21 protein-coding genes are annotated in these 25,629 nt (G+C 49.4%); 15 read left to right on the top strand and 6 right to left on the bottom strand.

Going from position 1 to position 25,629, the window contains the following annotated elements; genetic code table 11:
- Nucleotides 1-28: 28 nt before the first annotated feature.
- From pxpB to rlmN, 6 genes are all read left to right on the top strand, one after another.
- The gene (gene pxpB, locus D889_RS0108595; RefSeq protein ID WP_010630759.1) at nt 29-748 is read left to right on the top strand and encodes a 5-oxoprolinase subunit PxpB; all 720 of its coding nucleotides are present in this window, start codon (nt 29-31) and stop codon (nt 746-748) included.
- Nucleotides 739-1,743 (top strand): 5-oxoprolinase subunit C family protein, encoded by a 1,005-nt coding sequence (locus D889_RS0108590; RefSeq protein WP_010630758.1) that lies wholly within the window; start codon nt 739-741, stop codon nt 1,741-1,743. Before pxpB ends, D889_RS0108590 begins: the two co-directional genes overlap by 10 nt.
- 129 nt (nt 1,744-1,872) lie before the next feature.
- Complete coding sequence (locus D889_RS0108585; protein ID WP_010630757.1) at nt 1,873-3,216, top strand: C1 family peptidase; 1,344 nt, start codon at nt 1,873-1,875, stop codon at nt 3,214-3,216.
- Between the two features lie 266 nt (nt 3,217-3,482).
- The gene (locus tag D889_RS0108580) at nt 3,483-5,840 is read left to right on the top strand and encodes a hypothetical protein (protein ID WP_010630756.1); all 2,358 of its coding nucleotides are present in this window, start codon (nt 3,483-3,485) and stop codon (nt 5,838-5,840) included.
- A 182-nt stretch (nt 5,841-6,022) separates the two neighbouring features.
- Nucleotides 6,023-7,078, top strand: coding sequence for an AI-2E family transporter (locus D889_RS0108575; protein WP_010630755.1), 1,056 nt, complete (start codon nt 6,023-6,025; stop codon nt 7,076-7,078).
- A 40-nt stretch (nt 7,079-7,118) separates the two neighbouring features.
- Nucleotides 7,119-8,192, top strand: coding sequence for a dual-specificity RNA methyltransferase RlmN (gene rlmN, locus D889_RS0108570; RefSeq protein WP_010630754.1), 1,074 nt, complete (start codon nt 7,119-7,121; stop codon nt 8,190-8,192).
- A gap of 87 nt (nt 8,193-8,279) precedes the next feature.
- Here rlmN and D889_RS0108565 read toward each other — a convergent pair whose 3' ends face one another.
- From D889_RS0108565 to D889_RS0108550, 4 genes are all read right to left on the bottom strand, one after another.
- Nucleotides 8,280-8,939, bottom strand: coding sequence for a ferric reductase-like transmembrane domain-containing protein (locus D889_RS0108565; RefSeq protein WP_010630753.1), 660 nt, complete (start codon nt 8,937-8,939; stop codon nt 8,280-8,282).
- 23 nt (nt 8,940-8,962) lie between these two features.
- Complete coding sequence (locus tag D889_RS0108560; protein WP_018962283.1) at nt 8,963-9,898, bottom strand: FAD:protein FMN transferase; 936 nt, start codon at nt 9,896-9,898, stop codon at nt 8,963-8,965.
- The gene (locus D889_RS0108555) at nt 9,898-10,617 is read right to left on the bottom strand and encodes a DUF2271 domain-containing protein (RefSeq protein ID WP_010630751.1); all 720 of its coding nucleotides are present in this window, start codon (nt 10,615-10,617) and stop codon (nt 9,898-9,900) included. Before D889_RS0108555 ends, D889_RS0108560 begins: the two co-directional genes overlap by 1 nt.
- Nucleotides 10,618-10,901: 284 nt before the next feature.
- Nucleotides 10,902-12,074 (bottom strand): MGDG synthase family glycosyltransferase, encoded by a 1,173-nt coding sequence (locus D889_RS0108550; protein WP_010630750.1) that lies wholly within the window; start codon nt 12,072-12,074, stop codon nt 10,902-10,904.
- 260 nt (nt 12,075-12,334) lie between these two features.
- On the opposite strand from D889_RS0108550, the gene D889_RS0108545 reads away from it, so the two are divergent.
- Nucleotides 12,335-13,732: an MFS transporter gene (locus D889_RS0108545; protein ID WP_010630749.1), complete on the top strand. Its 1,398-nt coding sequence runs from the start codon at nt 12,335-12,337 to the stop codon at nt 13,730-13,732.
- An 84-nt stretch (nt 13,733-13,816) separates the two neighbouring features.
- Here D889_RS0108545 and pepT read toward each other — a convergent pair whose 3' ends face one another.
- On the bottom strand, nt 13,817-15,043 hold the full coding sequence (pepT, locus tag D889_RS0108540; RefSeq protein WP_010630748.1) for a peptidase T: 1,227 nt from the start codon (nt 15,041-15,043) through the stop codon (nt 13,817-13,819).
- Nucleotides 15,044-15,271: 228 nt separating this feature from the next.
- On the opposite strand from pepT, the gene D889_RS0108535 reads away from it, so the two are divergent.
- The 8 genes from D889_RS0108535 (at nt 15,272) to ybaK (ending at nt 24,852) form a co-directional block, all read left to right on the top strand.
- A complete protein-coding gene (locus D889_RS0108535) occupies nt 15,272-16,042 on the top strand; it encodes an ABC transporter ATP-binding protein (RefSeq protein WP_010630747.1) in 771 nt (256 codons plus the stop codon).
- A 37-nt stretch (nt 16,043-16,079) separates the two neighbouring features.
- Complete coding sequence (locus D889_RS0108530; protein WP_010630746.1) at nt 16,080-16,907, top strand: ABC transporter permease; 828 nt, start codon at nt 16,080-16,082, stop codon at nt 16,905-16,907.
- A gap of 18 nt (nt 16,908-16,925) precedes the next feature.
- Complete coding sequence (locus D889_RS0108525; RefSeq protein ID WP_010630745.1) at nt 16,926-17,933, top strand: ABC transporter substrate-binding protein; 1,008 nt, start codon at nt 16,926-16,928, stop codon at nt 17,931-17,933.
- Between the two features lie 227 nt (nt 17,934-18,160).
- Nucleotides 18,161-19,123 (top strand): TerB family tellurite resistance protein, encoded by a 963-nt coding sequence (locus tag D889_RS0108515; RefSeq protein ID WP_010630744.1) that lies wholly within the window; start codon nt 18,161-18,163, stop codon nt 19,121-19,123.
- Between the two features lie 650 nt (nt 19,124-19,773).
- Nucleotides 19,774-20,838, top strand: coding sequence for a PTS sugar transporter subunit IIC (locus D889_RS0108510; RefSeq protein ID WP_051001342.1), 1,065 nt, complete (start codon nt 19,774-19,776; stop codon nt 20,836-20,838).
- 429 nt (nt 20,839-21,267) lie between these two features.
- Nucleotides 21,268-22,749, top strand: a complete 1,482-nt coding sequence (locus D889_RS0108505) for an APC family permease (RefSeq protein WP_010630742.1) — start codon at nt 21,268-21,270, stop codon at nt 22,747-22,749.
- A gap of 40 nt (nt 22,750-22,789) precedes the next feature.
- Nucleotides 22,790-24,133, top strand: a complete 1,344-nt coding sequence (locus D889_RS0108500; RefSeq protein ID WP_238537541.1) for an aspartate aminotransferase family protein — start codon at nt 22,790-22,792, stop codon at nt 24,131-24,133.
- A gap of 236 nt (nt 24,134-24,369) precedes the next feature.
- Nucleotides 24,370-24,852: a Cys-tRNA(Pro) deacylase gene (ybaK, locus tag D889_RS0108495; RefSeq protein ID WP_010630740.1), complete on the top strand. Its 483-nt coding sequence runs from the start codon at nt 24,370-24,372 to the stop codon at nt 24,850-24,852.
- A 9-nt stretch (nt 24,853-24,861) separates the two neighbouring features.
- On the opposite strand, the gene D889_RS0108490 is transcribed toward ybaK, so the two are convergent.
- Complete coding sequence (locus D889_RS0108490) at nt 24,862-25,347, bottom strand: hypothetical protein (RefSeq protein ID WP_010630739.1); 486 nt, start codon at nt 25,345-25,347, stop codon at nt 24,862-24,864.
- Nucleotides 25,348-25,629: the final 282 nt, after the last annotated feature.

Below are 25,629 nucleotides of genomic sequence, written 5' to 3'. Positions count from 1 at the left end.
AAAAATAACCATCCCGGGAGCGTAAACTATGCAGATTGTACCTTTTGGCGACCGTGCTGTCCGGCTGATTTTCGGAGACCGGATCGATCCGGCCGTACAGCTGAAGATTGGCCGGTTCATGCAGGTATTGGCGCAATATCCTTTTCCGGGCTATATTGAAGATGTGCCTGCCTATACTAATCTTGTTGTTTATTATGATCCGCTGACCGTGATCAGACATGGTGAGGTCGGTGTGGCGGCTCAGGAACAGGTCAGGTCGTACCTTTTTTCAGTGCAGAACCAGATCAACGATGAGGAAGAAGCCGCGGCCGAAAAACAGACTGTCCGTATTCCCGTCTGTTACGGCGGCTCGTACGGGCCTGACCTGAAAGAGGTGGCAGAATTCCATCATCTGTCGGTGGATGAGGTGATTGCCAGACATTCCGCACCGCATTATCTAGTCTATATGCTTGGGTTTGCACCGGGTTTCCCTTTTCTCGGAGGGCTTTCTGAAGCACTGGAAACACCGAGGCGTGCAGAACCACGGCTGAAAATCGCAGCCGGTTCCGTCGGCATCGCCGGGAAACAGACGGGTGCCTACCCGCTCGATTCCCCGGGAGGCTGGCAGATTATCGGACGGACGCCGGTCCCGCTGTTCAGGCCGAAAAGTGATCCTCCAACCCTGCTTTCGGCTGGTGATCTGGTTCAATTCGACCCTGTTTCAGAAGAAGAGTATCAGGAAATAAGGGAGAGAGCACCATGGCATTGACACTGATTCGGGCGGGCTTTGCTTCCGCAGTTCAGGACCTGGGGCGGCACGGCTATCAGAAGTACGGCATCATTGTCGGTGGTGTGATGGACCCGCCGGCAGCAAAACTGGCGAACTGGCTGGTCGGAAATCCGGACGGATCGGCAATGATCGAGTACTCTTTTCTCGGCCCGAGTGTGCTGTTTGAGGAGGACACAGTGTTTGCCTTGTCCGGGGCCGATTGTCGCCCTGAACTGGATGGGAAAGCGATCATTTGCGGAAGACCATATGTCGCCCATGAAGGCGAGATCCTTTCTGTTGGGGGCATGATTTCCGGAAGCCGCGGTTATCTCGCTGTTGCCGGAGGTATCGCGACGCCGGAATGGTTGGGCAGCCGGTCGACCTATGAACGGGCGGGACAGGGCGGCTTTAAGGGCCGCTTGCTTAAAGACCACGACCGGCTTCCTGTCGGTCGGCGCTCAGGAACCTCGGCTAAATTAATGAATGGTCTGGCAAATACAAATAGCGCAGTTTCATGGTTTTTCTCTCTTCGCCGTTCCTACAGGGGCGTAAAGCGTATCCGGGTGATTCCTGATGAACTCTGGAATAAGTTCACGGAATCAAGCCGTAGACTATTTCAAAGTGCCGTCTATACGATTACCACCTCGGCGGATCGAATGGGCTACAGACTGGACGGACCTGAAGTGTCACTTGGTGAGCCATTCGAACTTTACTCCGAAGCGGTGACGAATGGATCCATTCAGGTTCCGCGCAGCGGCCATCCGATTATTCTGATGACCGACCACCAGTCGACCGGCGGTTATCCGCGGATTGCTCAGGTTGCAACGGTTGATCTGCCGATTCTTGCCCAGCTGCCCCCTGACAGCCGGATTCGTTTCAGTCTGATCAGCGTTGACAAGGCTGAGAATTTGCTGATTCAGCAGGAGAAACAGCTGCTCAGGCTCCGCAAATCGGTTACCCGGAAGTTGAAAAGTCTGACGGATGCAGTCATCTAGGGCGGAGTACGGGAAAAAGTGTGCATCAAGCAAATTAACCTACATAATGATGAAGGATTGTGTCTTTGCCTCAATATCTGATTAGGCATATAATATTTTTGTCGAATGATTTATGAGGAGGAACCGGAAGTGGCTAAAGAGATTACAGATTCACTAGTTGCAAAATATTCAGATAAGATACAAACAAAGCCGAAAAACAAGATTATAAAAGATGCGGTCATGAAGAACGGGATCAATGCAGCAACATTGAACAACGACGCGGTTGTTGTAATGAATCCGGTATTTTCAGAAGAAATTGAAACAGGCAAGGTAACCAACCAGAAAATGAGCGGCCGGTGCTGGATGTTTTCTGCACTGAACACGTTCCGCCACAAATTGAATAAAGCATTTGATCTGAAAGACTTTGAGCTTTCTCAGAACTACACCTTGTTCTGGGATAAATTTGAGAAGTCCAATTATTTCCTTGAGAGTATCATTAAGACGGCAGACGAGCCCCTCGAAGGACGTCTGGTATCCTGGCTGATGACTACCCCGCAGCAGGACGGCGGCCAGTGGGATATGCTGGTGTCGATCATTGAAAAATACGGGATCGTGCCCAAACAGGTCATGCCGGAGACGTACCAGAGCAATCGCACCGTGGAACTTAACCGCCTGCTGAACGCAAAACTGCGTGAAGACGCCGGGAATCTGCGGGCGCTGCATGAGAAGGGGAAATCCAGGGACGAACTTGAAGCTGCCAAAGAAGAAATGCTGGAGGATATCTATCGGATTCTCGTATTTGCTCTGGGCGAACCGCCGAAAAAGTTTGACTTCGAATACCGTGATCACGAAAAGAAAGAATTCCACAGGGAAACCGGGATTACGCCTCAGGAATTCTTTAAAAAATATGTCGATGTGAATCTGGATGATTACGTCAGCATCATCAATGCCCCGACGAAGGACAAACCATTCAATAAAACCTATACGGTTCAGTACCTGGGCACCGTTGTCGGTGGACGGAAGATTAAATATCTGAATGTTGATATCGAGACGCTGAAACGTCTGGCGATCAGCCAGCTGAAAGATCAGGAAACCGTGTGGTTCGGCTGCGATGTCGTGCTCTACACGGAACCGAAGATCGGCGTGATGGACAAAGATGTCTTTGATTATGACACAGCGTTCAGCACCAAATTCGGCCTGACAAAGGCAGAACGCCTCGATTTCCATGAGAGCTGCCTGACTCATGCGATGGTTCTGACCGGTGTCAATCTCGTCGACGGCAAGCCGAATCGCTGGAAAGTCGAGAACAGCTGGGGCGAAGACCGTGGTTATAAAGGCTACTTCGTGATGAGCGACAAGTGGATGGATGAGTTCACCTATCAGGTGGTCGTTAATAAGAAATACCTGCCCGACGCACTGAAAGCCGCGTATGAACAGAAACCGACCGAACTGAAGCCCTGGGATCCGATGGGCGCTCTGGCAATGATGCACTGATCATCAAAAAAATGGATCATAAAAAGCCGTTACCCTCAGTGGAACGGCTTTTTTTTAGGGGCAAAGACAATAAATTAGTACTTAAGTCGGAAAACTCTTGTTCGGTTACTGGAATTCGCGTTATACTGATTTTACCCATAGAGAAATGATGCGAATGATTTGCAATAGCGGACCGTGCTGATGGCTTCTTTTGATTCCACTATATTTTGCCTCTTCAAAATGGTGCGGAGTTATAGCCTGATAGAAAGAAAGGAGTAATTAGAGAGTTGAGGGAAAGGTTACATTCATTCATTAAAATTGTTTCAGTTTTTCTCGCTATTTTACTCGTTGTAAGCAGTGTTTCATTTTTTTCAGCAGAGGCAAAAGGATCTCGTACTTATTATGTGCATCGTACATCGATTCTCTATACCAATTCAGGGCGTTCGAAGACAAAGATCCGGTATTTGCCGGTTAATGCCCGGGTGACTACATACAGTAAGACATCAAGCAGAATGTATAAGGTGTACTATAATGCGGCAAGCGGGAAAATCTCAGGATATGTGTACCGCTCCAATCTTTCGACACGCCATACAACCGTTTACCGGTACATTCATAAGACTTCTTACCTGTATACAAGTTCTTCTGCCGATAAGGTCCGCAAGTGGACGATCAAGATCAATAACACAGTCTCCACAGCAAGCAATCTTTATTCAAAAATGTATTATGTGAACTATAGAGGGATGAGAGGCTATGTTTACGCATCCAATCTGTCAACAGCGAAAACACCGATCGTAAAGTACGTTAAAACCTATTCTAAAGAATACAGAAATTACAGCAGAACTTCCAGATATTCCGGACTGATTCCGGTGAATACAAAGCTGACTACGACGAGTCCGCAGTCCAACAGGTTGTACTGGGTCTATTATAAGGGGCGGGGATGTTACGTCTACGCTGCCAATCTGTCGGACACCAAAACGGTAATTACGAAATATACGAAGATGGCTTCAAGACTGTACAATGGCTATATTCACACCGCCGCAGACAGGGCGAGAACCTCATACAGCCTGACCGTGCCTAAGGGCGTGCAGCTGCAGACAACCAGCCCGCAGTATAATCGTATGTTCTGGGTAAGTTATGGCGGTCACAGCGGATATGTCTATGCGGCAAACTTGTCAAATAAGGAAGTGAATTTTGAAAATCCGGCGATTGCCATTCGCGAGGTCAGAAATGGTAATGGCTATGTTTACGATTCTCCGGATGGCCAGACAATCAAAGATGCTGTCGGAAATTCGGAAAAGCTGGGTCTCTTTGCCGGCATGAGACTGAAAGTGGACAGGGCCGCAATGGAAGGAGGCCAGCCATGGTCGCGGTTAAGGAAACCGGTCGGCACCTATATCGGCTGGGTAAAAGACAGCGATCTGGACAGTTCTCCGCTGGCAAATGGTTATTCATACTTTGATTTCAAGTCAAATGCAACAATCACCCATAGTGGGAAGTCCATTTTCAGTATCACTCCGGATGCGGTCAGCACAGGGTCGACGCCGGTTACAGCTCAGTTTTTAAAGTACACTGATGGGTATGTCAGTCATCAGGTGACTATTTCAAAGGTAGAGACTGTTGAAGGGAACACCCTATACTATGCGGACAATATCGGCTGGATCGACGGATCGGCTCTGGACGTTGACGGCGTCAGACCGATCGGATTTAAAACGCCATCCAACCTTTCCGGAGTAATATATGATCCGAATGGGAATAGTCTTGGATCGCTTGGATATTTTAAAAATAGAATGCTTGAGGTGATCGATCAGAAAAACGGGAGAGATCTTCTCAAGTATAATAACTGGTACGAGCAGGCAGGCAGAGATTCTTTTACCGGCTGGGTAAACGATGCGGATCTTAAGGATCTGGCGGACGGAACCGGCTATTTCAATGCTTCCCGTCAAGCGGGAAGCTACGGAAATCAGCAAGGTCTGGCCTATGATCCGGATAATAACTCCTATTATATCGGGTATGACCTGGGCGGCGGCATTGGGAAAATTGTCAGGTATGATCATGAATTTAATAAAGATACAGTAAAGTTTTCAGATCCTCTTAAACTTGGCCATGCCACTGCCATAAGTTACTATGGCGGCAAACTCTATGAGGTAGATAGTGAGGGAACAAAAGCTACAATCAATGTGATTGATCCTGATAGCTTAAAAGTCACAGAGACCATCAATCCAGTAGATAAGTCAGGACAAAACGTCGGTTATATGTCGATGCTGGCCATCAAGGATGACGGTAACGGCGATCCTGAATTTATTCTGTTGTCCGAAGCAGAATCGAACAAAGATGTGTTTATTTATCTGGACAGCAACGGCAAGGAGAAGTATCGGACATGGATGACGAAGATGGGTGTCGTTCAGGGTATGCAGTATGATCGCGGCAACCTGTATTTTCTGGCTAACAATTACATCACGGTTATTGACGAACATACACTGGAGAATAGTTCAGACAATCAGGCAGTGATCCGGAAAGCCTATCATTTTTCGATACCATCCGGAAGTTCACCGGCTGAAGCTGAAGGTCTTACAATAAATGGCGACAAGACGGTTATCGGATTCGGAAATCATGAAATTTATTCCGGAGTACTGCCGCTGAAATGAAAAGATGAATAGGACATTACGTTTTTATTGGTTCTGGTAATCATTTGATTACTGGGGCTTTTTTTAAAGGGTTCACATTATTTTTTGCATAAATTCTGCAAACCCTCTACAATAAATGAAGCATCGCTTTGCAGAAGGGTTGAAATCTACTGCGACCAGACAGAGATTGGGGAACGGCAACGATGGATGTACTGATTAATTTTATGAAGCGTCAGACGACCAGACGGGTGCTGATCTTTGCCCTGCTGATTATCAGCGTTATCCTGCTCAGGAGCATGATTAACCTGTTTCTGCTGACGTTCATCTTTTCATTTCTGATTGACAGGCTGGAAACATTTTTGCACCGTCATCTGAAGATTCCGCGAAGACTAGTTGTGATCGTTGTTTACTGCCTGATCGCATTGGGCATCTATCTGGCCGTGACGATTTATCTGCCGATCGTTGCCGATCAGACCGTTCAGCTGTACAAGTCGATTATCAGGGAATTTAAAGATTTCCACGGCTCTTACATCATGACGGCGATCATTGATCAGATGAAGAAAAACAATGTCGGGTCTTATCTGGGATCCGGTGTGAAGTTTGTGATTGATTCATTTTCTTCTTTCGGTACGTTTACGATTGATCTGTTTCTCGCTTTGCTGCTCAGTCTCTTTTTCTCCCTGGAGAAGGCGCGTCTGATTGAGTTCACTAAGGGGTTCAAGAGCAGCAAGATCGGCTTTCTGTATGATGAAGTGGCCTTCTTTGGCTCACGTTTTGTCGATACATTCGGTAAAGTTCTGGAAGCACAGTTCATGATTGCCATTGTCAATACGGTGATCACATCGGTGATTCTGGCTGTGCTGCACTTCCCGCAACTGTTCAGTCTGATCCTGATGGTGTTTGTGCTCAGTCTGATTCCTGTTGCCGGAGTGATTATTTCCCTGATTCCGCTATGCATCATCGGATACACAATCGGCGGGATTCAGGATGTCATCTATATGGTGCTGACCATTCTGGCTGTTCACTGCGTCGAAGCTTACGTGCTCAATCCGAAACTGATGTCTGCGAAAACAGAACTTCCGGTATTCTATACGTTTGTCGTATTGATTTTTTCCGAACACTTCTGGGGGATCTGGGGTCTGATTGTCGGTATCCCGATCTTTGTTTTCCTGATTGATGTTCTGAATGTGACCTATAAGCGGCCGAACAAAAAGAAAATCCGTGTGTACGGAAACAAAGATGAGCAAAGCCACCACTGAGCGTCGACTCAGTGAATGATGAAATGAAAGAGGTAGAATTATGGAAAAGCAATCCATCTATGGATTGACGAAAGACCAGTTGACGTCCTGGCTGATCCGGCGCGGAGAGAAGAAGTTCCGTGCCGCCCAGATCTGGGACTGGCTGTATGTCAAACGGGCCGGCAGTTTTGAAGAGATGTCGAACCTGTCAAAGAAAAATATTCAGCTGCTGAAGGCAAATTTTACAATGCGTTCACTGGAACTTGAGATTGCCCAGAAAGCAAAAGACGGAACCACCAAATTTCTGTTTCGCCTGACCGACGGCAACTTAATTGAAACCGTGCTGATGCCACATGAATACGGCCTGTCGGTGTGTGTGACATCTCAAGTCGGCTGCAATATCGGCTGCAGTTTCTGTGCCAGCGGGCTGCTGAGAAAGAACCGCGACCTGACAAGCGGTGAAATGGTGGAACAGCTGCTGGCTATTCAAAAGAATCTGGACGGCCGAAATAAAGAGGAACGGGTCGGCCATGTGGTTGTCATGGGCATCGGCGAGCCGTTCGACAACTATGAAAATGTGATGGATTTTCTCCGGATTATCAATGACCAGACGGGCCTGGCGATCGGAGCCCGGCACATCACCGTGTCGACAAGCGGTATCGTCCCGAAGATTTATGAATTTGCCGACATCGACTGGCAGGTGAATCTGGCTGTCTCGCTCCATGCGCCGAATAATGAACTGCGCAGCCGGATCATGAAGATCAACCGGGCCTATCCGATTGAGAAACTGATGGATGCCGTGGACTATTATCTTCAGAAGACGAACCGACGGATCACGTTTGAGTATATCATGCTGAAGGACGTCAATGATCATAAGGAAGAAGCGATTCAGCTGGCAAAACTGCTGGAAAACAAGCGGCACCTGGCGTACGTCAATCTGATTCCTTATAATCCGGTTGCCGAGCACTCGGAGTATCAGCGCAGTGAGAAAAATACGGTCGGTGTTTTCTACGAGACGCTGAAACGCAGGGGGATTAATGCCGTGGTACGCAAAGAATTCGGTACAGATATTGATGCCGCCTGCGGACAGCTCAGAAGCAAACAGATCAAAAAAGAACGTGTGCGCAGATCCTGACCCTGATCGATCAGCGTATACATATGAACACCCCGGATGAAAGAAGACAGACGATCACTTCTCATTCGGGGTGTTTTATTACAAGGTTCAGCTGATGGGCTGTTTCCGGGCCTTCTTTCTTAGCGAGCCGATCATTCCAACCTGAATGATCATCAGGATGAGGACAATCAGAAAGGTACTCACGTACATCATGAAAATCAGCGGATTCCGTGCGTCCGAACCACCGAGAATGCCATGGGTCAGTGCGGCGAGAAACAGCAGGTAGCTCAGAAGATGAATAGAATGCCAGACTTTTGCCGGCATAAGTCTCCTCACATCAGCAGTGATGAGCAGGAACAGAAATCCATAGAAAGTCAGAGTCCCCAATCCGTAAAGAAAGGGTTCATGGGGTGCTGTAAAAGGTACAAGAATCTGCAGCCAGGTGAACGGTAGTGTATCGGCGATCAGCAGCATCGGATGCAGAGCTGCCAGGAAAATACAGCCGCTATTCAGATAGAAATGAACGCTGATCCACCGGTCTCTGGAAGCTTTCTTTCCTCTCCAGACCGGCATCCCGAGGACAATGCCGACGCAGATGCCAAGAAATAGAAGCAGGAAAGCAAGAATACCGAGGACACGAATCATCGTTGAGCTTTGCACCGGGTCAGGAGCCAGACCGTTTCGCTGCCCCAGATCCGTGATCAGGCCGATAAGCAGAAGGATGGCCAGTCCGGCGGTTCTTTGAAAAACAGGATACTTTTTATTCATAGGTGCCGCGTCCTTTCACAAAATCAATGGAAGTCAATGTGTTCCGGCATGTCGATGTTCCGGCAGCAGCTGCCAAGGTTTTCTGAAGAGAGGAGCTTCCCGTCATGATCAACCATGATCCAGGCGAGATCCGGCTGCCGGGACCGGATCCATTCCGGTCCTGCGGCGCTGCCCTGTATCACCAGACACTTGGCATAAATGTCGCAGAGAAGCGGAGAATGGCCGATGACGGTGGCCTGGATACAGTCCGATTCAGCTGCGCGTCCGGTGCGCGGGTCAATGATGTGATGGACGAGTGCATCTCCGCTGACCCAGCGCCGTTTGACCGCACTGCTTGTGGCCGCAGCGGTCCTCCCGGAAGCGGTCAGCGTTCCGATTGTCCGGTCGTCTGAATAAGGATGTGCGATGCCAATCGTCGTCGGTTGTTCACCCCAGGACATGAGGTCGCCGCCGGCACTGATCAGCCCTGAAGTCGTGCACGTCATCATTTCCTCAGCCGCCCGCGCAACACTCCATCCCTTGGCAATACCCCCAAAGTCGATCATCAGCCCCTCCGGTACCCGGAGGATCCGTCGTTCCAGATCAAAATGGACAGGCTCAGCGCCTGATAAATCAGGCGCTCTCGGCCGGGGTGAAAAAGTTTTCCGCTTTCGCACTTGTTCGATCGTCCGGTCATAACCGAGCCTGTTCATCACGGCACCGAGAAAGGGATGGAACAGGCCGCCGGTTTCGCTGTAATAGCGGATCGCCTCAAAGAACAGTTCGGCAAACAGCCGGGAGACGGAAACAGTCCTGCCTGCACAGCGATTGATACGACTCAGTTCGCTTTCAGGGTCGAACCGGGAGAATCGGGCCTCAACGGAAGCAAACCATTCAAACACATATCCGGCCTGGGGCGCAGTCAATCCATACGTCAGCAGGTCGGTATCCATCGCCCGGCCATGATAAACAACCCGCATCATGACCCCTGAGTGGTTACAGCTTCCTGATTCACAGAAGTGATCAGTTTACCGGGATCGAAGGCGGCGTGAACATCGGCGAGCAGTTTGCCCTTTGACGCAGCATCCGACGGTATGTAATGTGCCCGGGCAGTGGAATTTTCCTGTTTTTTACCGAGCGTGATTTTTCCTGTAAAAATGACGCGGTTTTCCCAGTAAATATTTCCTTCAATTTTATAAAAGTATGTGCCGGACTTTACCGCTTTGCCGCCGGAATCTGTTCCATCCCAGTAAACCACGTGTTCACCGGCAGGCTGCTCAGCCATTCTTACCTTGCCGACCTGTTTTGTCGAAGCGTGCGACCAGTCGGCTGTTTTACGCCAGTCAGGGAGCGCTTCAGGACGCATCCGGTAACCGCCGCCTGCGGTGAAACTGGAGGCACGCAGCGTCGTGACATAGTGTCCCGCTTCGTCCTCGATCCAGATGGCAATCTGATTGCTTGCCAGTTGATTCAGATGATAAAGATGATAGTGAATGGCAACAAGGCCTAGTGTTTTTACCTGAGGAACTGGCGTCTTTCCGGACCCGGCTGCTGCGGCCTGAGAACCGGCAATGGAATGCCCTGGCAGTTGCCGGGATGAGGCAAAAGGATTTTCCAGGCTTGAAAATTGCGACATTCCGGAGATGAGGATGACACCGGCACCCAGTGTTCCGAATACGGGAATCAGAATCTTTTTCATGAGCGTTCTCCCCCTGTGAAAATGTCTGTGAACGGAACCATACAGGCAAGCAAAAATATGAGCATTCAGATAAGAAATAGCTTTTAACTCATTGTACGATACAAAGAAAACAAATTTCAAAAAGAATGCCGCAAGTTCACAGGATCACCAATTATCATCTTTTTCCCGTCAAGTCTGAAATCAGAGACCGATGGCGAAAATGTAAAGGCGCAGGGTCCGTTTAACTAAAAAAGCCGCCCCCGGATTTCCGGAAGCGGCTTCCCGACAAACGCCATAAATGCCTGTCAGGATTCATAATTAATTTTATTCAGATGCGGCACATTATGCACGACACCGGCGGGCTGCAGATTCTCATCCGGAATATTGAGGATGAATCGTACAATATTCTCGGGAATCTGAGGATCCCTGTATTGCTGCTGTGACTTCTTGATTTCTTTCAGCATTGCGACATTGTTATCCAGCAATCCGTTGATGGTCGGGACCAGATCGTTCATGGAATCGCAGGTAATCGCCAGATGATATTTCTCCGCAAAACGCGGGTTTCCCGCTTCCTGGCCGGGAAGCGCACCTGTGATCACGATCGGTGTATTGCAGGACACGGCTTCCATCATGACATTCGGGCTGCTTCGGACAAAAGCAATATCCGAATTGGCGATCAAATCCTGAATGTTTTGGGTGAATCCATAAATTTTGACTTTGTCGCCGTATTTCTTGCCCAGGGTTTTCTGAAGATGTGCCTGCAGTTTCTCATTTCTTCCGGCTACAATGGTAATGTTGAAGCCAAAATTGTTAATCAGTGTTTTAGCCATTTTGCCCATGTTGCCGACACCTTCACCGCCGCTCATGATCAGGCAGTTCAGCGGTTTACCGGGACGATAAGGTTCTTCTTCTTTCGGCGACTGATTATAGAACCTTGAACGTACGGGAAAGCCGAGAACCCTGATTTTGTCCGCAGGAACGCCGAACTGAATGCATTTCTCTTTGGCCTCCTCTGTCGGACTGATGATGTAGTCCGCACGCGGATCCGCCCAAAACGGCGTAATGCTGATCAGGTCGGCGATCAGGGTGACGAACGGGATATGAATATGATTCTTTTCCAGGATATTCAGCACCGAGCCGTTGAAGTTCGGGTGAACGGTCAGAATAAGATCCGGTTTTACTTGATCAAGCAGTGCCAGAAAACGTGTACGTATTTTCAATTCGATCAGATGATTGACGAAGTTTTCTTTTACAGATGTGTAATCCCAGATGATCTTCCACAGATGTTCGGAGTTCCTGGTGATCGGTCCGTACATCTTGCCGACTTTCAGCAGTGTGCTTCCGCCAAGGGAAAAGCCATCGACGACATGGATCTTGACATCCGGTACGATGTCGAATTTCTCACTGAGTGCCTCAGTGATGCTTTTGTGTCCATGGCCGGTGTAGTTAGACGAAATGATGAGAATGTTTTTAATCATCGAAGATATCCTTTCTGCAACATTGGACTGTTATCAGAATCAGTCAGTCTCTTCTGTCTAAGTTACATTGTATGATAAACTGAGACAAGAAACAATTTATTTTATTATTTTCTAAGAAGTGGGATTGTCAGTCTGGCAGTGTTCAGCCGATGATTTTGTGGCTTCCGGCCGGCTCCGGCAGGCCGACAGTCCCGTTTCCGGAACGACGAATAACTGATTGGTGAACCTTGCCATTAGGTTCTTAAGGAGACACTTTCTTCATGTCATTCTCAAGAGTAAAAAAGATCTATGCCATCACGGTTTACGTCAGTCTTGCAGCATTTGACAATATTGTCATCGGATTATTTCCCCCGCTGTTCCAGAATATCGCCCATGATATGGGTGTCGGTGTCTCGGCAATGGGCGTTGTTTCAGCCATCAACATACTGGCAACGTCTTTTTCTTCACTGCTCTGGGGCTATCTGTCGGGAAAGTTTCATCGAAAGCGGCTGATCATCGTCGGGACGAGCATCTGGGTTGTCGGCGTCTTCCTGACAGCGGTAAGCAGCAATTACCTGATCCTTCTGATTTCACAGATCATTACCGGTGTCGGTCTGGGTTGTGTCGCATCGATCGGGTTCAGTGCACTGACGGATTATGTGCCCTATCGTTCCAGGGGGATGATTCTCAGTCTCTGGGGCATGTCCCAGGGCTTTGGCGGTATTGTCGGTGCGCTGATTGCATCGATCATCTCCACGTTGTCCAACTGGCGCCTGCCGTTTGAAGTGCTTGGTGTGGTCGGTATGATTCTGGCCGTTTTTTATTTCTTTGTTGAAGAACCGAAGTTCGGCAATGCCGAACCGGAATTGCAGAAACTGATACAGCGGGGGCAAAGTTATACGTACCGGATCAGTCTCAATCAGGTATTCGCCATGCTGAGCAAAAGGAGCAATCTGCTGCTCTCTCTGCAGGGATTCTTCATGAATATCGCAACCGGAAGCCTGATCTGGCTTCCGACGCTATACATTGCCAAAATCAGGGAGATCGGTTACGGGCAGCAGACGGCGATGATCGTTGCCGCATTTCTGTTCGGCATTTTTCAGATCGGCGGGCTGTTCACCTCTTATTTCGGCTACCTGGGCGACGTGCTGCAGCGGAAGAGTTATAAAGCACGGGCGAGGATGACCGCAATTTTCGTTTTTCTGACCATGCCGTTGTATATTCTATTATTTATTTTTCCAATCCATAAATTATCACTTCCGGAGACCACAAATTCGGTCATGCTGTTCTTCGCTCTGGTCAGGCAGCTGTTTGTCAATCCATGGATGCTGACTTTACTGATTATTTCCCTGCTCGCTTCTGCCGCACAGTCGGCCAATACGCCGAACTGGCTGGCGCTGATCACCGATGTCAATCTTCCTGAACACCGCGGCACGGTGTTCAGTATTGCCAATCTGGCCAACAGCCTCGGGAAGACGGTCGGTAATCTCGGAATCGGTGCAATTCTCGCAATTGTATCGCTGAATCTCCATTCACCGGCCGACTATATTCTGACCATGTGTCTGCTGCAGCTGCCGCTGATTCCCTCGGCACTATGCTATCACTACATGGAAAAGTTTAATGACGATGACATCCGGTCGGTGAAGCAGACGCTGAACCGGCGCGGCAGAATCAGCTGAACCTTCACCCTGTCTGTGAAAAAAAGTCCCCGGTTCAGCCGCACGGGTGCGGCGAGCCGGGGGCTCCTCTTTGATCCGTAAAAATTATTCAGCGAACAACCGGGTGATCTCGACAATAGTTTGGGTTGCCTTAACCATATTGTCGACCGAGATATACTCATATTTCCCGTGAAAATTTTCGCCGCCGGTGAACAGATTCGGTGTCGGCAGGCCCATGTAAGAAATCTGAGCGCCGTCGGTACCGCCGCGGATCGGCAGTACCTGCGGCTCGATCCCGAGATTTTTCAGCGCCTTGTAGGCCACGTCAACGACCTCTTTATGCTCTTCCACCTTTTCCTTCATGTTATAGTACTGATCTTCCAGCTTCAGTTCGATGGCTTTTTCGCCATACTTCTTCTGCAGCTTATCCGCCAGTTCCCGGATAAAGGCTTTCTTTGCCGCAAATTCAGCCTTGTCGAAATCGCGGATGATGTAAATGAGCTTCGTCTGTTCAACGTCGCCGGTAAAGGTCAGAAGATGATAGAACCCTTCATAGCCCTCAGTCCGTTCCGGCGTTTTATCAGCCGGAATCTGGTTCTGAAAATCAACGGCCATTTTGATTGAGTTCAGCATCTTGCCTTTGGCAGATCCGGGATGCACGTTGCTGCCGTGGAAGATGACCCTGGCTTCGGCTGCATTGAAGTTTTCATATTCCAAACCGCCGAGCGCACCGCCGTCCACCGTATAAGCGAGTTTCGCGCCGAATGCGGCAACGTCGAATTTATGCGGGCCGCGGCCGATTTCTTCATCCGGTGTGAATGCGATGCGGACTTTTCCGTGTTTGATCTCCGGATGGCGGAGCAGGTAGTCCATCGCGGTCATGATTTCGGAAATACCGGATTTGTCGTCGGCGCCGAGCAGCGTCGTTCCGTCCGTTGTGATCAGCATGTGGCCGACATAGTGCTTCAATTCCGGAAAAGTTGCCGGGCTGAGTACGATATTTTTCGCTTTGTTCAGGACAATATCTTTTCCATCATAGTTCTCAACAAACTGCGGATTGACGCCCTCGCCGGTAAAATCCGTTGCCGTGTCGAGGTGCGACATAAAACCGATGACCGGGACGTCTTTGTCGGTGTTGGCCGTCAGTGTTGCCATCACGTAGCCGTTTGCATCAACGGTAACGTCGGACATGCCGATCGCCTTCAGTTCACCGACAAGCTGTTTCCCGAGCGTCAGCTGACCCGGCGTCGACGGGCAGGCAGGATTGTCTTCATTGGACTGTGTATTGACTTTTACATATGAAGTAAATCGTTTGATAATGTCTTCCTTCAACAGATTCAGCTCCCTTTCCATTCTGTACAAAAAGTAGTCATCGACGGACAAAAGGTGCCGGCCGGCGACATCCGTCTCCGGCACAGGATGTCACCGGGCGGTTCCTGACTCTCATTATCTTACCACTTCCGGGTGTCACGGCATAAGCCCATTGCATATAACATTAGCGAAGCCCATTTTTCCACCTGTCCGGAAGCAAAACCGGGTTGAAGGGAGGCACTGCCGCTGATGAGCGAGTTAAGGACGATTCACTGCAGTAAATATTATCTGAAAAACGGTGAGCCGATGGGCGCGCTTGATGACGCAACGATGCAGGTCGGTGACGGACGGTTTGTCAGTATTATCGGGCCAAGCGGCTGCGGGAAATCGACACTGTTCAATATCATTGCCGGCCTCACAGAACCCTCTTCGGGCCACATTCTGCTTGACGAAGAGGAAATCACCGGTAAGAGCGGCCGCGTCGGCTACATGCTCCAGAAAGATCTGCTTTTACCCTGGAGGACCATTCTCGACAATGTCATTATCGGTCTCGAACTTCGCGGCGTCGCAAAGAAAGAAGCGCGCCGGCGGGCACTGCCGATGCTGCAGAAATACGGCCTGAAAGGTTTTGAATATGATCATCCTGATGCCTTGTCCGGAGGAATGCGCCAGCGTGCCGGTCTGATCCGCACGCTGCTCGACGACAAGGCGGTGATTCTGCTCGATGAACCGTTCGGAGCACTGGACGCGCAGACACGGCTGCAGATGCAGAACTGGCTGTTGAAAATATGGAGCGACTTCCGGAAGACGGTCCTGTTCGTCACCCATGACATTGATGAAGCCATCTATCTGTCGGATGAAATTATTGTTTTTACGCATCGCCCCGGCCGGATCAAAGCACAGATCGATGTCGCCCTGCCCCGGCCCCGAAATGAAAAGACACTGATGGAAGAGCGCTTTCTGCTTCTGAAGCGGGAACTGCTTCTGATGTTGCGGGAAGAACGCAGCCCCTGCGGCTGATCCCGCAGGAATACTTTCCGCAAAGGAGTGTGAAAGAATGGCTGGAAAATCAATCCATCGGCAGCCCGTACTGAAGATTGAAGACCCGGGTATTGCCCGGAAAAGAATGCGGCGAAGGGCCGTCTCCGGACAGATCATTGTCGGTCTGCTGCTTGTTTTCCTCTGGGAATTTCTGAGCCGGATCGGCTGGCTTGACAGTTATTACTGGAGCAGTCCGGGCACCATTGTCCGCACGGGCTGGAAAGCAGCAGCAGAGGGGACCTTGCTCCAGGATCTGGCGTATACGTCGGGCGCGACGATTGCCGGCTTTATCCTGGGGACGGTTGCCGGATCACTACTCGGTCTTTCTTTCTGGTGGTCGGAACTCTATTCACGGATCACAGAACCTTATCTGATTGCGTTCAATGCGGTACCGAAGCTCGCCCTGGCGCCGGTCCTGGTCATCATGTTCGGAATCGGCTTTGATTCGAAAGTGATCCTTGCCTTTCTGATGACGGTGATCGTTGCCTCGATTGCCGCTTACAGCGGGGTTAAAAATGTCGACCGCGACCTGGAGCAGATGCTGCGCTCGCTCGGTGCGAAGCGGCACCAGATTTTTTTGAAAGTCGTGATTCCTTCATCGGTGCCCTGGATGGTCAGCACCCTGAAGATCAACATTTCTCTGGCTCTGGCCGGGACGATCGTCGGTGAATTCATCAGCTCGCGCCAGGGCATCGGACGGATGATCCTCTATGCCGGGCAGATTCTTGATATTGATCTGGTCTGGGTCGGCGTTGTCGTGCTCTCGTTCCTGTCGATTTTTATGTATCTCGGCACAGTTTGGCTGGAACATGTGCTGATGAAGGGAAGACAGCCTAAATCTTAATTGGAGGCCAAGGAAACGATGAAAAAAATGAGCTGGATGCTGGCTGTGCTGCTCGTGGCAGCCATGATTCTGAGTGGTTGCGGAACCGGAGGCAAACAGCCGGTGAAACGCATTATTATTGCCGAACCGGTGCACCTGATCGCCTATTTGCCATTATACGCGGCTATTGACAAGGGCTATTTCAAACAGGAAGGGCTCGACGTCAAAGTAATCACAGCGACGGGCGGCGCTCATGTGACTTCAGTGGTCAGCGGGGACGCCTGGGGTGTGATCGGCGGCCCGGATTCGGTGCAGATCGCCAACAAGGGCAGCAAAGATCCGATCACCTCGGTGGTCAATGTCGTGAACCGGGCCAATGTCTACCTGATGGCTAATACGAAGCTGAAGTTAAAAGGTACCAGCGAGCAGGATCTTGCTGCCTTCCTGAAAGGTAAATCGATTGCTGCCGGACGTTACGGCGGCAGCCCGAATCTGCTGACCCGCTGGCTGCTGCTGAAACTGGGGCTGAATCCGAACAAAGACGTCAGGCTTGACGAACCGGCTGATGCAGCGGCAGTTGTTTCACTGGTCGCCCAGGGTAAAGACGATATGGCCAACGGTGCCGAACCCCAGATTAACGAAGGCATCAAAAAAGGGGCCTGGGGAGAACCCTTTTACGGCTTTCCGAGTCTTGGTGATTATGCCTACTCGGTGATCAGTACCAGGGCGTCGACGATAAAGAAAGATCCCGAAACGGTACAGAAGGTGGTCAATGCCACACTCAAAGGGCTTAAGCTGGTTCAGGAGAACAAAAAAGAAGCTTACCGGATCCTGAAAAAAGAATTTCCGACGGCATCTGAAGCAAGTCTCACAGCATCAATGAACCGGGCTTATAAAGATCACCTCTGGAGCAAGGACGGTTTTATCTCCAGGGCGTCAGTTGCCAAACCGCTTGATGTCGTCAAACAGACCGGCATTTATACCGGCGGCTACACCTACAGCAAACTCGTCGACATGTCGTTTGTGAAAAAGGCACAGAAAAAATAAGCTTTTCCATGATCATGAAGGCGCGCAGCCGGCTGCGCGCCTTCATTGTGCTGTTCTTGCTGCAGACTGTTCCGGAAGTGACCGATGCTGGATGCATAGAAAAAAGGTGTTCGATGACACGGGAACCGGACATATTTATTCTGGCAGCGGCAGTTTCTCCGGAATCCTGCCGAAATTTTTGCTGAGTGCGGTATAATATTTGGTATGTTGCGAAAGAAGGGGCCGGCTTGGTTACTGATATCCTGCTCAGACTCATCTGGGGCATCGCTTCGGCCGGTGTGGCCCGTGGCAAAGGAAGAAATCCGGTCGTCTGGTTTATTGCCGGTTTTGTCTTCGAATGGATTTCTTTACTGATCGTCCTGATTCTTCCGCGTGTCGGCGGCGGGTCTTTCTTTTCCCGTCCGGACAGCAGCGGTTCAGGGACGCACTGGAGAAGAAAAATCGAAAAGACCTGCCCGTATTGCGGACAGAGGATCATCATCGACGACATCCCGGGCAACTGGGTCTGTCCGGAATGCGGCCGTACCGTCCAATATGACGGAAGCGGTCCGGTGCATGCGGCAAATGCAGGTGCGCTGCTTCCTCAGGTTACCTGGATGGTCACCCTGTTTGCCAAGCTGGCCAAGGGTGACGGCGTGGTCACCGAGAATGAAGTTCGTCAGGTGGACATCATTGTCCGTCAGGCCTTTCAGCCAAATAAAGTGCAGCTGAAGCAGATCATGGCGACGTTTAATCAGGCACGCTATTCTGCCGAAACATTCGAAGACGTTGCCCACAAACTTTATCTGATCGCAGGCGGACGGCGTGATTTTTTAACAGATACGCTGACGGCGCTGCTGGCGATTGCCTGTGCCGATGGCGTTTTGCGCCCGGAAGAAGATACAATGATCCGCGGCGCAGCGGCGATCTTCAGGCTGGACGGGGTTTATGAACAGATCAAGGCCGAGTTTTTCAACCGAGTGCATCCGGAGGAACAGACGGTCAGCCTGGATTCAAGCTATCAGTTGCTCGGCTGCGGACCATCGGATTCCGATGAAGCCGTGAAGAAGGCGTACCGGAGGAAGATCAAGGAGAACCATCCGGACCGGCTGGCCGGCCAGGGGGCAACGGATGAAATGATCCGGGAGGCCAATCAGAAAATCACGGCGATTAAAAAGGCTTATGACCGGATCATGACGGCGCGCAGCTGACGCTTTTGACCGATCGTGTGAAACATACCGGTTACCTGTTGCTTCAGATCCACAGGCCGGCAGTGCGGAAAACATGGCCTTCTTGTCAGATGTTCTGACAGGCAATCGGCTTTTGTGACAAGAAAATCATTGATAATATGGCAAAATTCATTAATCTGTAATTTAACAGAAAATTTTATTTAAAAAATGTATTTAGGTATTTACAAGTGAAACAATCTTTGATAGTATCAGTGTCAACCACAAAAAAGAAATATTCAAGGAAGTGAGAAAAATGGAACAGGTCATTAACAGCATACGAGTGAAAGGCTTGATTCGAATTATTTTGCGCTTGCGCACATGAGGACTGAAACATTACCATTCAATTAACTGAAATGGCATTGTTTGAGTCCGACTTAGCTTCGTTAAGGAATAGGCGCTCAGGCAATCCGCGAATCAGGCGCCTATCCGGCAATAAACGGATAGGTTTTTTTATCGGCTTTTTTCAGGATATCCGTACTGTTACAGACAGCGCTGAGTATAAATGGCAACTGGTATCAGAAAGAGTCAGCAATTATTGTTTGAATTTTTTCAAAAATATGAAATCATCGGGGAGAGAACAGAGCATGAAGGATGCAAAGCAGATGAAGTCAGGAACGGAAGAAGTGAAGAACATGGAAAAAGCGAATGGAAAGACGAAAAGAAGGCAGAGCTTCAAGGATTATTTCATGGATCGAATGTATGCCGTATCCGGCGGCATCGCGTACGCAATTCTGGTTACTCTGGGTGTCGGGCTGTTATTTGAAACGCTGGCCAAATTCACCGGGTTCGCCCCGTTTGAAACGATCGGCGGAGCAGCCAAAGTACTGCTTGCCCCGGCACTCGGCGCCGGCGTTGCGTACGCGCTGAAAAGCAATACACTGACGATGTTCTCGGCTATGGCGTGTGCGGCAGTCGGTTCGAATGCGATTCATCTGACGACCACCGTACCGGCTCAGGTGTTCACGATCACAACCGGTCAGCCGGTCAGCGGTGTGCTCGCCGCTGCAATCGCCGTCTTTGTCGGTAAGAAAATCACCGGCAAGACGAAATTTGATATCATGGCGATCCCTTTCTTCTCCATCCTCGTCGGCGGCATTTGCGGCTACGGTCTGGCCCTTGTCGTCACCCCGTCACTAAACTGGGTCAGCGGACAGATTACCAACTCCGTACAGGGTTCTCCGCTGATCGCCTCAATGGTTATTTCACTGGTCTGGAGCATTTTCCTGATGTCGCCTGCATCTTCCGCAGCACTGGCGATCGCTCTGCAGCTTGACCCGACGTCGGCCGCTGCCGCGCTGATCGGATGCACCGTTCAGTTCGTCGGCTTCACGGTTATGTCCATCAAGGAAAACGACTTCGGCGGTTTCTTCGCTCAGGCGCTTGTAACACCGAAAGTCCAGTTCCCTAACCTTGTCAAGAATCCGAAGCTGATCATTCCCCCATTCGTTGCGGCCATTGTCAGTGCACCGATTGCAACCATGATGCTCGGCCTGAAGGTGCCCTATGAGCTTGGTGGACTCGGACTCAGCTCACTCATTGCACCGCTGAATATTCTTGCCGTACAAGGCTTCAGAGGACTGATGGTCTTCATCGTTTCCGGTGTCCTGATTCCGGCAGTCATTACGCTTGTGCTTTATCACGTGATCAAAGTGGCCGGCTGGGTGAAACAGAACGATCTTCGTCTGGAAGTTCAGTGATGAGGTAAAGATACAGAGATACAAAGAAAAGTATATCGATACGAATACAGAAAAACGGCAGTCCGACGGAACGATACAGAGACAGAATGGATGAAGCTCCCGTGCGGCTATTTGCAGGACTGCTGTTAAGATAAAATACTTGAAGTTTAAGAAAAAATACAGAGAGATAAATGAAGAGTACTGTTCATTGCCTGTGCTGATTTTGCTGTTCCATGGATTGAGTCGAAGGGTGTGGAATCAGTGAGCGCATGAGCAAATGGATAAGTGTATCAAATGTTAAAGAATGAAACAAACTGTAAGATCGGAATTATCTTATTTGAACGATTGATCTAAGCTTTTGTTAATGATGAGATAGGTTATTCACCGTAAGTGAAGAAGTGTTTTATGCTGCTTTCAAAACGGTAATTTGTCCAGTTGGAGTGGAATTTAATGAGTACATTACGAGAAAAAATGTTTCGCAAGGAAGATCCGCACGTTTATCAGGACAAGGATTCTCACCTCGTTCGAAGTCTGACAACGAAAGATTTCTTAGCTCTCGGAGTTGGAACGATTGTCTCTACATCTATCTTTACGCTGCCGGGAATTGCTGCTGCCGAACATGCCGGCCCGGCTGTTGCCTTATCCTTCCTGGCTGCGGCAATTGTTGCCGGAATGGTTGCCTTTGCTTATGCCGAAATGGCTTCTGCAATGCCGTTCGCAGGTTCCGCATACTCATGGATCAATGTCGTTTTTGGTGAGTTCTGGGGCTGGATCGCCGGTTGGGCGCTGCTCGCCGAGTACTTTATTGCTGTGGCATTCGTTGCTTCCGGGTTATCTGCAAACTTTCAGGGCCTGATTTCACCCTTGGGAGTAAAGTTACCAACGAGCCTTTCCGCGGCATCGACGGGTACAAACGGCGGCTTCATGGATTTAATTGCCGCCATTGTCGTCCTGCTGGTTGTTGCCCTGCTTTCAAAGGGAACATCGCAGACCGCTCGTGTTGAAAACACACTTGTTGTTCTAAAAGTTATTGCCATCCTGGTTTTTGTTGTTGTCGGTGCTACTGCTCTTCATATGGGAAACTATGTACCCTTTATTCCAAAATATCATGTAAACCCTGATGGTTCTGCATTTGGCGGATGGCAAGGAATTTATGCCGGTGTCTCCGTTATCTTCCTGGCCTATATCGGCTTTGACTCCATTGCCGCAAACTCGGCAGAAGCCAAGAATCCGCAAAAGACGATGCCCCGAGGAATTTTAGGTTCGCTTATAATCGCAGTGGTTCTCTTCGTTGCCGTTGCCTTAGTTCTTGTCGGTATGTTCCATTATACAGATTATGCTAATAACGCTGAACCCGTCGGCTGGGCACTTCGTCAAAGCGGCCATGAAATTATTGCCACGGTAGTTCAGGCAGTTGCCATAGTGGGCATGTTCACTGCGCTGATTGGTATGATGCTCGCTGGTTCGCGATTACTTTATTCCTTCGGCCGTGACGGACTGCTTCCAAAATGGCTTGGAAAACTAAGCAATAATTTACCAAATCATACACTTGTTGTCCTGACCATTGTTGGTATCGTACTGGGCGCATTCTTCCCATTCACGTTCCTGGCACAACTTATTTCCGCCGGTACGCTGATCGCATTTATGTTCGTTTCGATCGGTATTTACGCACTCCGTCCGCGTGAAGGTAAGGATATTCCGATGCCAAGTTTTAAAATGCCTTTTTACCCGGTTCTTCCTGCTCTTGGATTCCTGGGTGCTCTAGCCGTCTTCTGGGGACTTGATGTTCAGGCGAAAACCTATGCGCTTTGCTGGTTTGTTCTAGGAATGGTGATCTACTTTGCTTATGGTATGAACCATTCAACCTCAACCAATGACACGAAAGAGGAAGAACTGGAGCTGAAACAGGCCAGGAAATTAATGAAAGACTAAGAATCGGTGATTTGATGTGATGAGTTTGATAAGCAATAATCTGGAGAAATCATCTAAATTAATTAAAGAGGAAAACAAATACTATGCACGTTCCGCACGGATCAATTACTATAATTTAGTCATTGATCATGCTCATGGCGCAACATTAGTGGATGTCAATGGCAATAGGTATATTGATCTCCTGGCAAGTGCGTCGGCTGTTAACGTGGGCCACACTCATGAACGGGTCGTCAAAGCCATTATTGATCAGGCACAGAAGTTGATCCACTATACACCGGCATATTTTCATCATGTTCCGGAAATGAAATTATCGAAGAGATTAGCGGAGATCGCACCCGGCAATTCGCCGAAAATGGTTAGTTTCGGTAATTCAGGTTCCGATGCGAATGATGCCATCGTTAAATTTGCTCGTGCATACACGGGGCGTCAATACATAGTGTCCTACATGGGTTCGTATCACGGCTCAACCTATGGTTCGCAGACCTTATCGGGCACCAGTCTGAATATGACCAGAAAAATGGGGCCGATGTTGCCATGTGTCGTACATGTCCCCTATCCTGATCTTTATCGCCGTTATCCCGGCGAAAGTGAACATGATGTGTCAATGCGTTACTTTGACGCCTTTAAACGACCATTTGAGTCCTTTCTTCCTGCTGATGAGACAGCATGCGTCCTGATCGAGTCCATCCAGGGAGATGGCGGAATCGTTAAAGCGCCTGAAGAATATATGCAGCTCGTTTATCAATTCTGTCGCGATAATGGAATCCTGTTTGCGGTTGATGAGGTCAATCAAGGGTTTGGAAGAACAGGGAAAATGTGGGGGATTCAGCAGTACAAGGACATTGAACCCGACTTGATTTCAGTTGGCAAATCACTTGCTTCCGGGTTGCCGCTCAGCGCTGTGATTGGCAAAAAGGAGGTCATGGAGAGCCTGGATGCACCAGCGCATCTGTTTACCACTTCAGGCAATCCGGTTTGCTCGGCAGCTGCATTGGCCACACTGGATGTTCTTAAGGACGAACATCTGGTTGAGAAATCCGCTGAAGACGGGGAGTACGTTAAACAGAGATTTGAGGAAATGCAAACGCGGCACCCGATGATCGGCGATATTCGCATGTGGGGATTGAATGGCGGCATCGAGCTGGTTAAGGACCCGGAGACCAGGGAGCCGGACAATGATGGTGCGACGAAGGTCATCTATTATGCTTTTGATCATGGTGTTGTCATCATCACACTTGCCGGAAATATTTTGAGATTCCAGCCGCCCCTGGTCATCAGCAGGGAGCAGTTGGATCAAGCCCTTCAGGTGCTGGACGACGCATTCACTGCCGTGGAGAACGATACTGTAGCGATGCCGTCAGGTACAGGGAAAATTGGCTGGTAAAAAGGCAGGTAAATTTAGTAAAGCCTATGACTGATTAATCTTTAAGAGAAAAAGATATAGAATAAAAAACATAGAGAATAAAATGGGGGTTTAAAGGATGTTCGCCGGCCGGCGGGCATCCTTTTTGGCATTCTCACAAGATCTGTGGGGGATTCGCCATCTGTGTTATGATAATACTTATTAGGTAAACGGAACGGATTACTTTCTCAGATTTGAAAGAAGGAGAGGCTTGAATCATGGCAAAAACAAAGGCGAAAACGAATGCCATGCGCATTCTTGATACGGAGCATATCCACTACGAGGTCAAGACTTATGAGATCAGCGACGGGCTGATCGACGGCATTTCAGTCGCTGAAAAGTGCGGTGAGGATCCGAAAAATGTTTATAAAACACTGGTCACTCAGGGGCATAGCGGGGAATTCTACGTTTTCGTGCTGCCCGTTGCATCGGAACTTGATTTGAAAAAGGCCGCAGCCTGTGTCGGCGAAAAAAGAGTGGAAATGATTCACGTCAAGGATATTCAGAAGCATACCGGTTATGTCCGCGGCGGCTGCTCTCCGATCGGCATGAAGAAGATGTACACGACGGTTATTGATGCCAGTGCTGAAGAGCTGGATCACATTGCTGTCAGCGGCGGCAAGAAGGGGATGCAGGTCATTCTTGCGCCTGACGATCTGGTGAAAGCCGCACATGCCCAATTACATGCGATCGTAAAGTGACCGGAGGGATCAGGCTCCGATAAACCAGTTTGCAGAGATCAGAAAAGTATATGGCGCAGTGGCAATCGCAAACACCAGTGCCATTCGTTTTGCCTGGACGGCGGGCAGCCTGCGTCGCAGATAGATCCGGTCAAGCAAATAAATGATCAGTCCGGCGAGGATAATGGCCGACACGATCAGTACCACAGCTGCCGGTGAGGAATAAATAGTGTAGTAATTAATCGAAACCTGAGGAATATAATTGTTAACGAACAATGTCAGGCTCAGAAACAGCGAGCCGGCAACGTCTGCTGCCAGGCCGAGCAGCCAGAGGGCGATCAGCGTACCCAGCCGGTTTTTCATCGTGATATGAAAAAAGCGCAGTGTGGCAAAGAAAACAACAGCGTCGATAATCAGGTTTGCTGACGCCGCCAGGCCGAGCAGCGGCGGGTAGAAATAGAGCATAAAGATCGGAAAGATAATATCGGCCAGGATGAAACTGGAAAACGGAAACATAGTGATCCTGCTCCTTTCTCGTATGCATTGGTGACAACCGGAATCTAATTCATCTTAACATTTTTCATTCATTTCAGCAGACATCTGCTCGTGAATTATTTATAATGGAAGTGTGACATACATCACCTCAGCTAACGCAAAAAGAAACAAGATGACGGTTGGAAAGGGGGGAGATCGGCGTCTCCAGTAAGAAAACGTCCTTTTTTTTATCTCATATTGTTATATAACAGAATATAACTGTTATATTCATTGGCTCCTGCAGATTTATGGCACATGAAGCTG

It is taken from the genome of Sporolactobacillus vineae DSM 21990 = SL153 (assembly GCF_000377985.1).
Taxonomy (GTDB): domain Bacteria; phylum Bacillota; class Bacilli; order Bacillales; family Sporolactobacillaceae; genus Sporolactobacillus; species Sporolactobacillus vineae.
The sequence above is the reverse complement of the archived record's forward strand: the minus strand, read 5'-3'. Positions and strand labels throughout refer to the sequence as shown.

Coding starts and splice junctions, on each gene's coding strand:
- D889_RS0108505 (WP_010630742.1), top strand. CDS start 21,268: ATGAGTACATTACGAGAAAAAATGTTTCGCAAGGAAGATCCGCACGTT.
- D889_RS0108550 (WP_010630750.1), bottom strand. CDS start 12,074: ATGATTAAAAACATTCTCATCATTTCGTCTAACTACACCGGCCATGGA.
- D889_RS0108590 (WP_010630758.1), top strand. CDS start 739: ATGGCATTGACACTGATTCGGGCGGGCTTTGCTTCCGCAGTTCAGGAC.
- ybaK (WP_010630740.1), top strand. CDS start 24,370: ATGGCAAAAACAAAGGCGAAAACGAATGCCATGCGCATTCTTGATACG.
- D889_RS0108565 (WP_010630753.1), bottom strand. CDS start 8,939: ATGAATAAAAAGTATCCTGTTTTTCAAAGAACCGCCGGACTGGCCATC.
- pxpB (WP_010630759.1), top strand. CDS start 29: ATGCAGATTGTACCTTTTGGCGACCGTGCTGTCCGGCTGATTTTCGGA.
- D889_RS0108525 (WP_010630745.1), top strand. CDS start 16,926: ATGAAAAAAATGAGCTGGATGCTGGCTGTGCTGCTCGTGGCAGCCATG.
- D889_RS0108555 (WP_010630751.1), bottom strand. CDS start 10,617: ATGAAAAAGATTCTGATTCCCGTATTCGGAACACTGGGTGCCGGTGTC.
- D889_RS0108545 (WP_010630749.1), top strand. CDS start 12,335: ATGTCATTCTCAAGAGTAAAAAAGATCTATGCCATCACGGTTTACGTC.
- D889_RS0108490 (WP_010630739.1), bottom strand. CDS start 25,347: ATGTTTCCGTTTTCCAGTTTCATCCTGGCCGATATTATCTTTCCGATC.
- D889_RS0108575 (WP_010630755.1), top strand. CDS start 6,023: ATGGATGTACTGATTAATTTTATGAAGCGTCAGACGACCAGACGGGTG.
- D889_RS0108560 (WP_018962283.1), bottom strand. CDS start 9,898: ATGCGGGTTGTTTATCATGGCCGGGCGATGGATACCGACCTGCTGACG.
- D889_RS0108535 (WP_010630747.1), top strand. CDS start 15,272: ATGAGCGAGTTAAGGACGATTCACTGCAGTAAATATTATCTGAAAAAC.
- D889_RS0108530 (WP_010630746.1), top strand. CDS start 16,080: ATGGCTGGAAAATCAATCCATCGGCAGCCCGTACTGAAGATTGAAGAC.
- rlmN (WP_010630754.1), top strand. CDS start 7,119: ATGGAAAAGCAATCCATCTATGGATTGACGAAAGACCAGTTGACGTCC.
- D889_RS0108510 (WP_051001342.1), top strand. CDS start 19,774: ATGGAAAAAGCGAATGGAAAGACGAAAAGAAGGCAGAGCTTCAAGGAT.